Origin of the sequence: Clavibacter michiganensis subsp. tessellarius, from assembly GCF_021922985.1 — a bacterium.
Lineage (GTDB): Bacteria > Actinomycetota > Actinomycetes > Actinomycetales > Microbacteriaceae > Clavibacter > Clavibacter tessellarius.
On record NZ_CP040788.1, the window covers coordinates 514,352 to 528,412 of the forward strand.

General features: G+C 75.0%; 12 protein-coding genes and 1 tRNA gene. 9 read left to right on the top strand and 4 right to left on the bottom strand.

Features of this window, described 5'->3' with window-relative positions; all coding sequences use genetic code 11:
• Nucleotides 1-117: 117 nt before the first annotated feature.
• The 3 genes from FGG90_RS16205 to FGG90_RS02340 all read left to right on the top strand — a co-directional run bounded on the left by FGG90_RS16205 (nucleotide 118) and on the right by FGG90_RS02340 (nucleotide 4,217).
• Nucleotides 118-2,268, top strand: a complete 2,151-nt coding sequence (locus FGG90_RS16205; RefSeq protein ID WP_414146369.1) for an ATP-binding cassette domain-containing protein — start codon at nucleotides 118-120, stop codon at nucleotides 2,266-2,268.
• Entirely contained in the window at nucleotides 2,244-3,815 is a 1,572-nt protein-coding gene (locus FGG90_RS02335) for an ABC transporter permease (protein WP_094130812.1), read from the top strand. Before FGG90_RS16205 ends, FGG90_RS02335 begins: the two co-directional genes overlap by 25 nt.
• Before the next feature lie 114 nt (nucleotides 3,816-3,929).
• Nucleotides 3,930-4,217, top strand: a complete 288-nt coding sequence (locus FGG90_RS02340) for a DUF3039 domain-containing protein (protein WP_094130810.1) — start codon at nucleotides 3,930-3,932, stop codon at nucleotides 4,215-4,217.
• 22 nt (nucleotides 4,218-4,239) lie between these two features.
• On the opposite strand, the gene FGG90_RS02345 is transcribed toward FGG90_RS02340, so the two are convergent.
• Nucleotides 4,240-5,556 (bottom strand): nicotinate phosphoribosyltransferase, encoded by a 1,317-nt coding sequence (locus FGG90_RS02345; protein ID WP_094130808.1) that lies wholly within the window; start codon nucleotides 5,554-5,556, stop codon nucleotides 4,240-4,242.
• Between the two features lie 123 nt (nucleotides 5,557-5,679).
• Here FGG90_RS02345 and FGG90_RS02350 point away from each other — a divergent pair, with 123 nt between their 5' ends.
• The 5 genes from FGG90_RS02350 to FGG90_RS02370 all read left to right on the top strand — a co-directional run bounded on the left by FGG90_RS02350 (nucleotide 5,680) and on the right by FGG90_RS02370 (nucleotide 10,468).
• Nucleotides 5,680-7,143: a cryptochrome/photolyase family protein gene (locus FGG90_RS02350; protein ID WP_094130806.1), complete on the top strand. Its 1,464-nt coding sequence runs from the start codon at nucleotides 5,680-5,682 to the stop codon at nucleotides 7,141-7,143.
• A gap of 70 nt (nucleotides 7,144-7,213) precedes the next feature.
• On the top strand, nucleotides 7,214-8,107 hold the full coding sequence (gene murI / locus FGG90_RS02355) for a glutamate racemase (protein WP_094130804.1): 894 nt from the start codon (nucleotides 7,214-7,216) through the stop codon (nucleotides 8,105-8,107).
• The gene (rph, locus tag FGG90_RS02360; RefSeq protein ID WP_094130802.1) at nucleotides 8,104-8,841 is read left to right on the top strand and encodes a ribonuclease PH; all 738 of its coding nucleotides are present in this window, start codon (nucleotides 8,104-8,106) and stop codon (nucleotides 8,839-8,841) included. The genes murI and rph overlap by 4 nt, the downstream gene beginning before the upstream one ends.
• An 11-nt stretch (nucleotides 8,842-8,852) precedes the next feature.
• Complete coding sequence (gene rdgB, locus FGG90_RS02365; protein ID WP_094130800.1) at nucleotides 8,853-9,461, top strand: RdgB/HAM1 family non-canonical purine NTP pyrophosphatase; 609 nt, start codon at nucleotides 8,853-8,855, stop codon at nucleotides 9,459-9,461.
• An 89-nt stretch (nucleotides 9,462-9,550) separates the two neighbouring features.
• A complete protein-coding gene (locus tag FGG90_RS02370; RefSeq protein WP_094130798.1) occupies nucleotides 9,551-10,468 on the top strand; it encodes a cation diffusion facilitator family transporter in 918 nt (305 codons plus the stop codon).
• Nucleotides 10,469-10,618: 150 nt separating this feature from the next.
• Here the strand turns inward: FGG90_RS02370 and FGG90_RS02375 are convergent, their stop codons facing one another.
• The 3 genes from FGG90_RS02375 to FGG90_RS02385 form a co-directional block, all read right to left on the bottom strand.
• Complete coding sequence (locus tag FGG90_RS02375) at nucleotides 10,619-11,350, bottom strand: DedA family protein (protein ID WP_094130796.1); 732 nt, start codon at nucleotides 11,348-11,350, stop codon at nucleotides 10,619-10,621.
• A gap of 127 nt (nucleotides 11,351-11,477) precedes the next feature.
• Complete coding sequence (locus tag FGG90_RS02380) at nucleotides 11,478-12,401, bottom strand: pyridoxal-phosphate dependent enzyme (RefSeq protein WP_094130794.1); 924 nt, start codon at nucleotides 12,399-12,401, stop codon at nucleotides 11,478-11,480.
• 82 nt (nucleotides 12,402-12,483) lie between these two features.
• A tRNA-Leu gene (locus FGG90_RS02385) sits at nucleotides 12,484-12,565 on the bottom strand.
• A gap of 32 nt (nucleotides 12,566-12,597) precedes the next feature.
• On the opposite strand from FGG90_RS02385, the gene xylB reads away from it, so the two are divergent.
• Nucleotides 12,598-14,031, top strand: a complete 1,434-nt coding sequence (xylB, locus tag FGG90_RS02390; RefSeq protein WP_094130792.1) for a xylulokinase — start codon at nucleotides 12,598-12,600, stop codon at nucleotides 14,029-14,031.
• Nucleotides 14,032-14,061: the final 30 nt, after the last annotated feature.

The following is a 14,061-nucleotide window of genomic DNA, read 5'->3' on the forward strand; positions in this document are numbered from 1 at the left end:
TCCCGGCGGGCGCGCGAGGCGGGGGCGGACCCGCGGCCGGCACGCCCGCGCGCGATCCTCGACGTCGCGCGAGGACGCGCAGGCGGGCACGGAGGACGGCCTTGCTAACGTGGGCGCGTGACCGACGCCCCCGACGAGACGACCTCATCCGACGCGACGTCCGACCGGTCCGCCGTGCTGCCCGACGGAGCAGCGGGCAGCGCCTCCGCGACACGCTCCGACGCCGAGCGCACGACCGGCGCCGATGCCGCCGCTCCCGCGCCGCGACCCGCTCCGCGCCCGCCGCGGCGGGCCACGGCGCCCTCGCCGCGCACCGCCCCCGCCGTGGTCGTCGCCCCCACCGCGCCGCGCGTCAAGTCGCCTCGCGTCACGCCCCCCGCGGCCCGTCCGGCGGCGCTGGGCGAGGACGGCGACGACCCGACGACGGGCGCGGCCCCGCGGTCCCCGCGCGTGCGGAAGCGGACCCGCGTCCAGCGACCCGCGGGTGCCACCGCGGCCGACGCCGCTCCCGAGACCACGACTCCCGCCGACGAGCAGGGGCCCACGACGCCGGAGGCGGCAGCGCCGATCTCCGACGACTCGTCGGATGCCCCGGCCGGACCCGCGCCCGCGACGAGCGAGCGCGACGACGCCGTCGCGGAGCTGCGCGGGCTCCTCGACGCCGCCGAGCAGGATCACGCGGCCCGTGCCGGACGCGACGACCCGCGTGCGGATGCCCCCGCCGGGGCGGGTGACGCGCTCGTGGGCGAGGACGTCGACGACGCCCCCGTCGCGGCGGAGGACGACCGGCCCGGCGCCCCGGCCGATGACGCTGCCCCGGCTGACGACGCCGTCGAGGCTGATGACGTCGTCGAGGCGGAGGGCGCCGTCGCACCCGCGGCTCCGGCCGCGCCCGCCGAGGATCCGGACGACGCCACCGAGAGCTCCGTCGTCGAGGACGGGCCCTCGGCCCATGGCGAGCGGGATGACGCCGCCCCCGTCGAGGGGGCTGCCCCTGCGCACGAGTCCGCGGTGGACGCAGACGACCCCGCGGAGGAGGCCCTCCCCGAGGAGTCCGCGGCGCACGTCGAGGCCGCGGTCCTGCGAGACGCCGAGGAGACGCCCTCGACCGACGACACGCCCGCCCTGGATGGGACGCCCGCCGCGGACGAGACGCCCTCGACCGACCATGCGGCCGCCACCGACGATGCGGTCATGCCCGAGGATGCGCCGTCGATCGACGAGGCGACCTCGACCGACGAGGCGACCTCGACCGATGCAGCGACCTCGATCAACTCGTCCGATCGGACTGCGGGCTCCGACGCCGGACAGCCGGCCGAGCGCGCCGACGGAACCGCGGACGCCGCCGTCCCGGTCCCGGATCCGAGGCCGGAGCCCACCCGCTCCGTCACCGTGCGCACCGACAGCCTCACCGCGCCGCGATCGCCCCGGGGCGGCCTCGCGCGCGTCGACGAGACGGCGCTCACCCCCTCCGTCCGCGGCGACCGGGCCGCCGCGCCCGAGCTCGGCGACGAGGTCCTCGTGATCGAGGGGCTCACCAAGCGCTTCGACGAGAAGGTGGCCGTCGACGACGTCGCGCTCACGGTCCGCGCGGGGTCCTTCTACGGGATCGTCGGGCCGAACGGCGCGGGCAAGACCACCACCATGTCGATGGTCACGGGCCTCCTCCGGCCGGACGCCGGCACCGTCACCGTGAACGGCGTCGACGTCTGGCGCGATCCGCTCACCGCCAAGCGCAGCATCGGCGTGCTGCCCGACCGGCTCCGTCTCTTCGACCGCCTCACGGGCGCGCAGCTCCTGCACTACTCGGGAGCGCTCCGCGGACTCGACGCGGCGGAGATCCGCGACCGCTCCGCCGACCTCGTCGCCGCCTTCGGGCTCGAGGACGCCGTGGGCCGGCTCGTCACCGACTACTCGGCGGGCATGACCAAGAAGGTCGCGCTCGCCTGCGCGATGATCCACTCCCCGCGCGTGCTCGTGCTCGACGAGCCGTTCGAGTCCGTCGACCCCGTGTCGGCCGCGAACGTGGTGGAGATCCTGCAGGACTACGTCGCGCACGGCGGCACGGTCGTGCTCTCGAGCCACGGCATGGACTTCATCCAGCGCATCTGCGACCACGTCGCGATCATCGTCAACGGCCGCGTGCTCGCCGCCGGCACCATGGACGAGGTCCGCGCCGGGCGCACGCTCGAGGAGCGGTTCGTGGCGCTGGCCGGCGGCCGACGCACGGCGGAGGGGTTCTCGTGGTTGCACTCGTTCTCCGACTGAGGCTCGCGCTCCTCGCCAACGCGTTCCGCCGGAGCCCGTGGCAGGTGCTCGGGCTCGTGGTCGCCGCCGTGTACGGGATCCTCGTGACGGTCCTCGCGATCGGCGCCCTCGCCGGCCTCCGCGACGCGGACGTCTCCTCGGCGCGCGACATCGTCGTCGCCGGGGGAGCGCTCGTCGTCCTCGGGGCGCTCGTGGTGCCCCTCGTCCTCGGATCCGACGACGCCATGGACCCGCGCCGCTTCGCCCCCTACGGTATCGAGCCCCGGTCGCTGGCCTTGGCCCTCGGCGTCGCCGCGCTGGTGAGCGCACCCGGCGCGGCCCTCGTGGTCGTCGCGCTGACCACCGTCGTGACGTGGGCGCGCGACCCCGCGACGGCACTCGTGGCGATCCTCTCCGCGGCGGCGGCCGTGGTGACCTGCGTGCTCGTCGCGCGGCTGAGCACCGTCGCCGCCTCCGTCCTGCTCAGCACGCGCCGCGCACGGGAGGCGACGGGCCTCGTCGCGGGCCTGGTCGCCGTCCTCCTCGTCCCCGTGGTCGTCGCCCTCGCGCAGGCCGACCTGCTCGACGACGGCCTCCGCCCGGTCCGGGGCCTGCTCGGGGCGCTCGCCTGGACGCCGATCGGCGCCGCGTGGGCCGCACCCGCCGCGGCCGTCGCGGGCGACGCCGGCGGGGCGCTCGGCATGCTCCTCGTCGCCCTCGCCTCCGCCGCGCTCCTCGCGCTCCTCTGGACGCGGGCCGTGCCGTGGTCGCTCACGGCGCCCGACCGGGCGCGCAGCGGGCGGAGCCAGACCGGCCTCGGCTGGTTCGGGCGCTTCGGCGCGTCCCCCGCGGGTGCCGTGGCCGCGCGCAGCGTCACCTACTGGGTTCGCGACCCCCGCTACCGGGCGACCCTCGTCCTCATCCCCGTGCTGCCGCTCGTGCTGCTCGTCCCGCTCGTGATCGTCGACGTCGACGCGCACGTGCTCGCGCTCGTGCCGCTGCCGGTCATGGCGCTGTTCCTCGGCTGGAGCGTGCACAACGACACGGCGCACGACCACACCGCGGTGTGGCTGCACGTGGTGTCGGGGATCCGCGGCACGGCCGACCGCGTGGGGCGGCTCGTGCCGGTGCTCGCCATCGGCGTGCCGCTGGTCGCGATCGGCGCGCCCCTCAGCGCCCTGGGATTCGGGGACACGGCCGTGCTGCCGTCGGTAGTCGGCGTCAGCGGCGGGGTGCTGCTCGCGGGCGCCGGACTCGCGTCGCTCTTCTCGGCGCGCTTCCCCTATCCCGCCTCGCGTCCGGGCGACAGCCCCTTCCACGCGCCGCAGACCGTCGGCGCCGGTGCGTCCACCGTGCCGACGCTGACCTTCATCGCCACGGTCGTGCTGGCGCTCCCGTCGGCGTGGCTCGGCTGGCTCGGGCTCGTGCACGGCGGCGCGTACCCGACGTGGTCGCTCGTGGTGGGGCTCGGGATCGGCGTCCTCGCGCTCCTGGTCGGCGTGGTCGGCGGGGGCCGGGTCTTCGAGCGCCGCGGGCCCGAGCTGCTCGCCTTCGCGCAGCGCCACTGATCCCGGTCCGCGGCCCGGGCGCGCCCTCCACGGGACCCGCGGCCACGCCGACCGGCGGAGTCGCGCGCGACATCCCCCGGGGTCGCGGCATGCGCGGAAAAGTACACTGGGACGATGGTCATCCTCAGCATCGAACAGTCCCCCGGGAGCCCCGCCCAGGGCGGCGGCACCGACACCCTCGACCGCGAGCTCGAGGAGCTCCTCGAGCAGGAGACGATCGAGCCCGGCGATCACGAGCGCTTCTCGCACTACGTGAAGAAGGACAAGATCCTCGAGTCCGCCCTCAGCGGCAAGCCCGTCAAGGCGCTCTGCGGCAAGAAGTGGCTGCCCGGCCGAGACCCCGAGAAGTTCCCCGTGTGCCCGGACTGCAAGCGCATCTACGAGGGCATGAAGGCGGAGTAGGCGCGCGTCTGCGCGACCGGCCTCAGGCGGTCGAGCCCTCCTCGGTCGGGATGGCCGGGTCGCCGGCGCGGAGCCGGAACGCCTGCGCCGGCAGGTCCCGCACGACGCGCGCGTGGTGCGCGCGGGCCGCGGCGGTGCCCTCCGCGCCGAGCCAGCGGGGGTCCGGCTCGCCTGCCTCGACGAGCGGCACGACGAGGTCGCGGTCGCCCGGGCGCGGATCCGGGTGCGGTCCGACCGTGACGAGCTCCGCGGTCGCGACGCCGTCGGCGTCGTGCCGGCGGAGCGCGGCCTTGAGGCCGCCCCGGCTCTGCTTGCCGGTCGAGCGCTTGGCGACGGCCACCCACTCGCCCCGTCCGCCCGCCTCGCGGTGGGCGACGAGCTTGAAGACCATCCCCGCGGCGGGGGCGCCGGACCCGGTGACGAGCGACGTGCCGACCCCGTACGAGTCGACGGGGGAGGCGGCGAGGCCCGCGATGCCGTGCTCGTCGAGGTCGTTGGTGACGGTGATCCGCGTGCCGGTCGCGCCCAGCGCGTCCAGCTGGGCGCGCACCTCGCCGACGAGGACGGGCAGGTCGCCGGAGTCGAGCCGGACGGCGCCGAGGCCCGTGCCCGCGACGCGGACCGCGGTCTCGACGCCCTGGCGCACGTCGTAGGTGTCGACGAGGAGCGTCGTCCCGGCGCCGAGGGCGTCGACCTGCGCCCGGAACGCCTGCTCCTCGGTGTCGTGCAGGAGCGTGAAGGAGTGCGCGGCCGTCCCCATCGTCGGGACGCCCCAGGTGCGGCCGGCCTCGAGGTTCGAGGTGGCGCTGAAGCCGGCGATGAACGCCGCGCGCGCCGCGGCGACGGCCGAGCGCTCGCCCGTGCGGCGCGATCCCATCTCGGCGAGCGGTCGGGCGCCGGCGACCTGCACCATGCGCGCGGCCGCGCTCGCGACCGCCGAGTCGTAGTTGAGGACGCTGAGGACGAGGGTCTCGAGGATCACCCCGTCGGCGAAGGGCGCCTCGACCGTGAGCAGCGGCGAGCCGGGGAAGTAGACCTCGCCCTCGCGGTAGCCGGTGATGCGGCCGCGGAAGCGGTAGTCGGCGAGCCAGGCGAGCGCCTCCTCGCCGACGACGCGCTCGGACCGGAGGTACTCCAGCTCGGCGTCGCCGAAGCGGAAGTCGCGGATCAGCTCGAGCAGGCGGCCGGTGCCCGCGACGACGCCGAAGCGGCGTCCGCTCGGCAGGCGGCGGGCGAAGCACTCGAACACGCACTCGCGGTCGTGGGTGCCCGCCTTCAGCGCTGCGTCGAGCATCGTCAGCTCGTACCGGTCGGTGAGGAGGGAGGTCGCCTGGTGCACGTGCCCAGCCTAGGGCGGCGCCCTCGCGGCGGCCCGTCGCGGAGGTCGCGGCGGCCGGCAGGCGGTCGATCCGCCTGGCGCACGCGCCGCGGCGATGACGGGGGTCCGGCCTAGGGTCGCAGCATGCAGCGCACCCGATGGATCCTGGCCGACCAGCTGGGCGACCACTTCGACGACGGCGGGCCGATGCTGCTCATCGAGTCGCGCGGCCTCCTGGCGCGGCGCCCGTACCACCGGGCGAAGGCGCACCTCATCCTCTCCGGCATCCGGCACCGCGCGCGGGCGCTGGGGGACCGGGTCGAGTTCCACCAGGTGGAGCACTACCGCGACGCGGTCAGCGGTCGCGACGACCTCGAGGTGGTCGACCCCACGTCGCGCGGCCTGCGGCGCCTCGTGGCGGAGGTCGGCGCCGCGGTGCTGCCGAGCCGCGGCTTCGTCACGAGCGAGCAGGAGTTCGCGGAGTGGATGGCGGGCCGCACGTCGAACCGCCTCGTCATGGAGGACTTCTACCGCTGGTCGCGCGCCCGCACGGGCATCCTCATGGACGGAGAGGATCCGGTCGGCGGCCGCTGGAACTACGACCACGACAACCGCGAGCGTCCGCCGAGGGGAGCCGCGAGCCTCGGCCTGCCCGAGCCGTGGTGGCCTGAGGAGGACGACATCGACGCCGAGGTGCGCGCCGACCTCGACGAGTGGGAGCGCAAGGGGCTCATGCGCTTCGTCGGCGAGGACGGCCCGCGACGCTTCGCCGTCACGCCGGAGGAGGGACGCCTGGCCCTCGAGGACTTCGTCGCGACCCGGCTCAACGACTTCGGACCCTTCGAGGACGCCTCGCTCGCGGGCGACTGGACCATGGCGCACTCGCTGCTGAGCGCCACCTTGAACATGGGGGTGTTGGATCCGGCGGACGTCATCGAGCGCATCGTCGCCGAGCACGCGGCGGGCCGTGCGCCCATCCAGAGCGTCGAGGGCATCGTGCGGCAGATCATGGGCTGGCGCGACTACGTCTGGCACCTCTACTGGGCCTTCGAGGACGACTACACCTCGCAGAACCGGCTCGACGCGCATCGGGGCGTGCCGAGCGCGCTGCTCGACCTCGACGCGTCCGGCATCGAGGCCGCGTGCCTCGCCCACGTGGTCGACAAGGTCCGCACGCACGGCTGGGCGCACCACATCGAGCGCCTCATGATCCTCGGCAACCTCGCCCTGCAGCGCGGCTACGACCCGTCCGCCATGAACGACTGGTTCATCGACTCGTTCGTCGACGGCACGCCGTGGGTCATGCCCGCGAACGTCGTCGGCATGGCGCTGCACGCGGACGGGGGCCGGATGGCGACGAAGCCGTACGCGGGAGGCGGCGCCTACATCGACCGCATGTCGGACCACTGCGGAGGGTGCCCCTTCGACCCCAAGGTGCGCGTCGGTCCCACGGCGTGCCCGTACACCGCGGGCTACTGGTGGTTCCTCGACCGCAACCAGGACCGCCTCCGCGGCAACGCGCGCATGGCCCAGCCGCTCGCGGGGCTGAAGCGGCTGAGCGACCTGCCGGAGCTGGTCGCGCAGGAGGACGCGCGGCGCTCGATGTGAGCCGGGGGCCCGCGCACGCCGCCGCCGCGCACGCCGCGGGAGCCGCCCGGCCCGCCGGTAGGCTGGCGGGATGAGCGACGCGCCGATCGGGATCTTCGACTCCGGCGTCGGCGGCCTCACCGTGGCCCGCGCGGTCGCCACCCTCCTGCCGCGCGAGTCCATCGTCTACATCGGCGACACCGCCCACACGCCCTACGGCGACAAGCCCATCGCCGACGTGCGCCGGTACGCCCTCGCCGTGCTCGACGACCTGGTGGAGCGCGGCGTGAAGCTGCTCGTGATCGCGTGCAACACCGCGTCCGCCGCCATGCTGCGGGACGCGCGCGAGCGGTACGACATCCCCGTCGTCGAGGTGATCCAGCCGGCCGTCCGCACCGCGGTCAGCGTCACCCGCAACCACCGCGTGGGCGTCATCGCCACGCACGCCACGGTCACGAGCCGCGCCTACGACGACGCCTTCGCGGCCGCGCCGCACCTGGAGCTCACCTCCGCGGAGGCGCCGCGCTTCGTCGAGTTCGTCGAGCGCGGCGAGACCTCCGGGCCCGAGCTCATGGCGGCCGCCGAGGGGTACCTCGCGCCGCTGCGGGCGGCGGGCGTCGACACGCTCGTGCTCGGCTGCACCCACTACCCGTTCCTCGAGGGCGCGATCTCGCTGCTCATGGGCCCGGACGTCACGCTCGTCTCGAGCGACACGGAGACCGCCAAGGACGTCTACCGCGAGCTGGTCTCCGCGGGACTCGAGCGCCGCTCCGACGCGCCGCCCGTGATCCGCTACGAGGCCACCGGCGGCAGCGCGTCCGACTTCGAGGCGCTCGCGCGGCGGATGCTCGGCACGGGCGTCACGCACGTCGAGCTCGTCGAGACCGGCGCCATCCAGCTTCCCCGCCCGCCCCGGCCGGACGCGGCGACGCATCCGGACCGGGACGGCACCCCCACCCCCGACACGAGCCGAGGCCGCACATGACCGACGACACCCCCCGCCACGACGGCCGCGCCGCCGACCAGCTGCGCGAGATCACCATCGAGCGGAACTGGAGCGAGCAGGCCGAGGGATCCGCCCTCATCTCCTTCGGGCGCACCCGCGTCCTCTGCACCGCGTCCTTCACGAACCGCGTCCCGCGGTGGAAGGCCGGCAGCGGCCAGGGCTGGGTCACCGCCGAGTACGCGATGCTGCCCCGCGCCACGAACGAGCGCATGGACCGCGAGGCCGTCAAGGGCAAGGTCGGCGGCCGCACGCACGAGATCTCCCGGCTCATCGGCCGCAGCCTCCGCGCCGTCGTCGACATGAAGGCGCTCGGCGAGAACACGATCGTCATCGACTGCGACGTCCTCCAGGCCGACGGTGGCACGCGCACGGCGGCGATCACGGGCGCGTACGTCGCCCTCGCCGACGCGCTCGAGTGGGGCCGCGAGCGCAAGTTCATCGCGCAGCGCGCCACGCCGCTGAAGGACAGCGTCGCCGCGGTCTCCGTCGGCATCGTCGACGGGAAGCCGCTGCTCGACCTCGCGTACGTCGAGGACGTGCGCGCCGAGACCGACATGAACGTGGTGATGACCGGGAGCGGCTCCTTCGTCGAGGTCCAGGGCACCGCCGAGGGCGCGCCCTTCGACCGCGCCGAGCTCGACGCCCTGCTCGACCTCGCGCTCGGCGGCGGCACCACGCTCACCGCGCTGCAGGCGCAGGCGCTCGGGCGCTGAGGGGACCGCCCGTGATCCCGCTCGTCCTCGCCACGCACAACGCGCACAAGGTCGAGGAGCTGCGCCGGATCCTCGGGGCCCGCCTCGACGGAATCGACCTCGTCGCCTACGACGGCCCCGAGCCTGTGGAGGACGGCACGTCCTTCGAGGAGAACGCGCTGATCAAGGCGCGCGCGGCGGCCCGGCACACCGGCCATGCGGCCCTCGCCGACGACTCGGGCATCGGCGTCGACGTGCTCGGCGGATCGCCCGGCATCTTCTCGGCGCGCTGGTCGGGTTCGTCGCGTGACAGCCGCGAGAACCTCGAGCTCCTGCTCTGGCAGCTCGGCGACGTGCCCGACGCGCATCGCGGCGCGCGCTTCACGTGCGCGGCCGCCCTCGTCGTGCCGACGGCCGACGGCCTCGTCGAGCGCACGGCGGTCGGCGTGTGGGAGGGATCCGTCCTCCGTGAGGTCGCGGGGGAGGGCGGGTTCGGCTACGACCCGATCTTCCGCCCGGCCACCGGCGGCGCCAGCGCGGCCGCGCTCACCGCCGACGAGAAGAACCGGGTCAGCCATCGCGCGCGGGCGTTCGACGCGATCATGCCGGTGGTCCGCCGGGAGCTCCTCGGCGAGGTCTGACCGCTCCTCCCGCTCTGCTGAGAGCGGGAGTCGTTCCCGACTGCGGCGCCGGCTGGATCCGCATGGCCGCGGGCCCGTACGGTGGACGCATGGCCCCCGGATCGCACGACCACGGCGCGGCCACGACCGACCGCCGGCGCCTCGTCGCGGCCCTCCTCATCACCGCCGTCGTGCTCGTGGTCGAGGTCGTCGGGGCGCTGGTCTCCGGATCCCTGGCCCTCCTCGCGGATGCAGGCCACATGACGAGCGACCTGCTCGGACTCGGCATCGCGCTGGTCGCCACCGTCGTCGCCGCGCGTCCCGCGACCGACCGGCACACCTTCGGCTTCCAGCGCGGCGAGGTGCTCGGAGCGCTCGTGAACGGCCTGATCCTGTCGGTCGTCGCGGTCTACGTGGCCGTGCAGGGCGTCCAGCGGCTGCTCGCGCCGGAGGGCCCCGAGATCGACCCGCGCGTGATGCTCGTGGCCGCGGGCCTCGGCCTCGTCGCCAACGTCGCCGCGCTGCTCGTGCTGCGCGGGGGAGCGGAGCGCTCGATCAACGTGCGCGGCGCGTACCTCGAGGTGCTCGGGGACGCGTTCGGCTCGGTCGCGACCATCGTCGCGGGTGTCGTCATCGCCCTCACCGGCTTCGGCCGCGCGGACGCGATCGCGTCCCTCGTCATCGCCGCGCTCATCGTCCCGCGCGCGGTCGTGCTCCTGCGCGACGTCGTGCGCGTGCTCAACGAGTCGACGCCCGTGGGCACCGAGCCCGAGCGGATCCGCGCCCACCTGCTCGAGACCCCCGGCGTCACGGCCGTGCACGACGTGCACGTGTGGGCGATCACGTCGGGGTCGCCCGTCTTCACGGCGCACGTGGTCGTCGAGCCGGACGTGTTCCGCGAGGGCCGCACGGGGGAGCTCCTCGACCGGCTCGCGGGATGCCTCGACGACCACTTCGACGTCGAGCACAGCACCTTCCAGCTGGAGCCGGCGGAGCACGCCGGGCACGAGCACCGGCACCACGTCTGAGACGGCGGCCGACCCGTCGGGTGGGCGCCGCGGATCACGGCCCGGCGCCGCGTGTCACCGGCAGTCGGGGCATCGCCGGGGTCGATCGATCAGCGCCGCGTGGCCGCTCGCATCATCGACGCGTGCACGTCCGCTTCGCCGCCGCCCGCCTCAGCGGCGCGGGTCGTTCGACGGGTCCTGGTCGAAGGACTCGGGGGCGAGCGCGAGCTCCTCGCCGTCCTCCGCCGCGACGCCCGCCGCCTCCTCGTCGCGCGCGTGCTTGCGGGCGCGGAGGAAGTGGATGACGGTGGGCACCGCGGTCACGACGACGGCGCCGAGCAGCACGTAGTCGATGTAGTGCGTGACGAAGTCGCGGATGGGCGGGAACCCGTTGAGCAGGTGGCCGAGGAACGTGAGCCCGGCGCCCCAGATGAGCGCGCCGATCGCGTTGTAGAAGGAGTACTTGCGGTAGTCCATGTGGCCGACGCCCGCGGCGATGGGCGCGAACGTGCGCACGATGGGCACGAAGCGCGCCGCGATGACGGCGAGGCCGCCGAACCGCGCGAAGAACGCGTTGGTGCGCACGACGTTCTGCCGGCTGAAGATGCCCGAGTCCTTGCGCTCGAAGACCCGCGGTCCCGCCTTGTGGCCGATGAGGTAGCCGACCTCGCCGCCCGCGAACGCGGAGAAGGCGATGGCGAGGCAGATCCACCAGATGTCGATGCCCGTGATGCCGGGGAGCGTGAGGCCCGCGATGACCAGCAGCGTGTCGCCCGGGAAGAGGAAGCCGAAGAGCAGGCCCGTCTCGGCGAAGATGATGAGGCAGATCCCGACGAGGGCGAATCCCCCGAACGACTCGATGAGGGTCGTCGAGTCGAGGAAGTCGAAGAGCTGGGGATGCACGTGTGGGGCTCCAGTCGTGGTGGGCCGCGACGACCCGTTCGATCGAGCGGCGGCAGAGCACAGGATATCGGGAGCCGCCGCGAGCGCGCCGAGTCCCGGCCACCCCCGGTCGAGGGGCGCGGCGCCCTCAGCCGCCGAGCTCGGCGTGCCCGAAGAGGCCCGGGACGCCGCCGGAGTGCCAGAGCACGACGCGATCGTCCTCGCCGATGTATCCGTCGCGCACGGCGGCGACGAGCCCCGCGGCCGCCCGGGCGGTGTAGGTGGGGTCGAGGAGGATCCCGGTGGTCCGCGCCACGAGGGTCAGCGCGGCGCGCGCCTCGTCGGTGAGGCGCGCGTACCCGGCGCCCACGCGGTCCGCGTCGATGCGGAGGCGGTCGGCCGCGATCCCCGTGCCGCGCTCGGCGAGGAAGCCGGCGACCACGGCGCGCGGGTCGCCGACGGCGCCGCAGTGCACGCCGAGGACCCGCTCCGGCCCGAGCGCCTCGACGAGCCCGGCCATCGTGCCGCCCGATCCCAGCGCGACGACCACGTGGTCCACCTCGCCGACCTGCGCCGTCAGCTCGTGGCCCGCGTCGACGAAGCCCTGCACGGAGTGCGCGTCGGATCCGCCGAACGCCACGCGGTGCACGCGTGCGCCCGCGGACTCGAGCTCCGCGACGACGGATCCCGCCCGCGTCTCGGCGCCCGCGTCGCCCGACCAGACGATCCGCGCCCCGTACAGCGCGTCGAGCAGCACGTTGCCGCGCTCGGCGACCTCGTGCCCCTCGAGCACGAGCACGACGTGGAGTCCGAGCGCGGCACCGGCCGCCGCCGTCATGCGCGCGTGGTTGCTCTGCGGGGCGCCCGTGGTGACGACCGCGTCCGTGCCGCGCGCGACGGCACGGCCGAGCGAGCGCTCGAGCTTCCTGGCCTTGTTGCCGCCGCCGCCCCAGCCGATGAGGTCGTCCCGCTTCATCAGCAGCCGGTCGGGTCGGAGCCCGACGGCCTCCGCGAGCCGCGGGACGGGATGCACGGGCGTCGGCTCGGTCCAGAGGCGGAGGCGGTCGTCCACGGGTGCTCCTCGTCGCGGGTCGGAGCGCCGCGGCGGGCGGATCCGCTCCCCGTCGACCACGGGCGGGCGGGCCGCGCCCTCGTGCGGGAGAAGGGACTTGAACCCTCACGCTCGAAAGCACAGGAACCTAAATCCTGCGTGTCTACCGATTCCACCACTCCCGCGGGTGCCCGACCAGCTTAGGACGCCCCCTAATATGTTGATCGTGACAACGAAGACACTGGTAGCAGGCATCGACTCCTCCACGCAGAGCTGCAAGGTGGTCGTCCGCGACCTCGACACGGGCGCCCTCGTGCGCTCCGGCCGCGCGTCCCACCCCGACGGCTCGGAGGTGGATCCCGCGCACTGGTGGGACGCGCTCCTCGCGGCCGTCGCCGACGCGGGCGGCCTCGACGACGTCGCCGCCATCTCGGTCGGCGGCCAGCAGCACGGCATGGTCTGCCTCGACGAGTCCGGCGCCGTCGTCCGCGACGCGCTCCTCTGGAACGACACGCGGTCCGCGCCCGCCGCCGCCGACCTCCGCGACGAGCTCGGCGCCGACGCCTGGGCGAGCGCCACGGGCGTCGTCCCGGTGGCGTCCTTCACCGCCACCAAGCTCCGCTGGCTGCGCGACGCCGAGCCCGAGAACGCCGCCCGCGTAGCCGCCGTCGCCCTCCCGCACGACTGGCTGACCTGGCGCCTCCTCGGGCACGGCGTCGGATCCCCGGACCTCGCGGCCCTCACCACCGACCGCTCCGACGCGAGCGGCACCGCGTACTGGTCCAGCGTCACGGGGGAGTACCGCCTCGACCTGCTGGAGCGCGCGCTCGGCCGCGTCGTCGGCCTGCCGCGCGTGCTCGGCCCCGGCGAGTCCGCAGGGCTGACGGGCGACGGCATCCCCGGCGTCCCGGCCGGCATCCCCGTCGGCCCCGGCGCGGGCGACAACGCCGCCGCCGCGCTCGGCCTCGGCGCGGTGCCCGGCGACGTGGTCGTCTCCATCGGCACGTCCGGCACGGTGTTCGCCGTCACGGCGGATCCCATCACGGACGCGTCCGGCACGGTCGCCGGCTTCGCGGACGCCACGGGCAACTTCCTCCCGCTCATCGCGACCCTCAACGCCGCCCGTGTACTCGACGGCGGCGCGCGCCTCCTCGGCGTCGACCACGCGCGGCTGTCCGAGCTCGCGCTCGAGGCCCCCGCCGGATCCGACGGCCTCGTGCTCCTGCCCTACTTCGAGGGCGAGCGCACCCCGAACCTGCCCGACGCGACCGCGTCGCTGCACGGCATGACCCTCCGCAACTCGACGCCCGCGACCATGGCCCGCGCCCACGTCGAGGGCATGCTGTGCGGCCTGGCCGACGGCCTCGACGCGATCACGCGCCAGGGCGTCGAGGTCGAGCGCGTGCTCCTCATCGGCGGCGGCGCGAAGAGCCGCGCCGTGCGCGAGATCGCCCCGACCGTCTTCGGCGTCCCCATCCACGTGCCGGACGCGGGCGAGTTCGTCGCCGACGGCGCCGCGAAGCAGGCCGCGTGGATCCTCACGGGCTCGCTGCCCGAATGGCCCCTCGCGGGCGACGAGGTCTTCGACGCGCCGGGCGTGCCCGCGGTGCGCCAGGCGTACGCGGCGGCGAAGGCGGAGCTGGGGTACTGACGCCGGTCGCGCGCTAGCGGCGCGACCTGT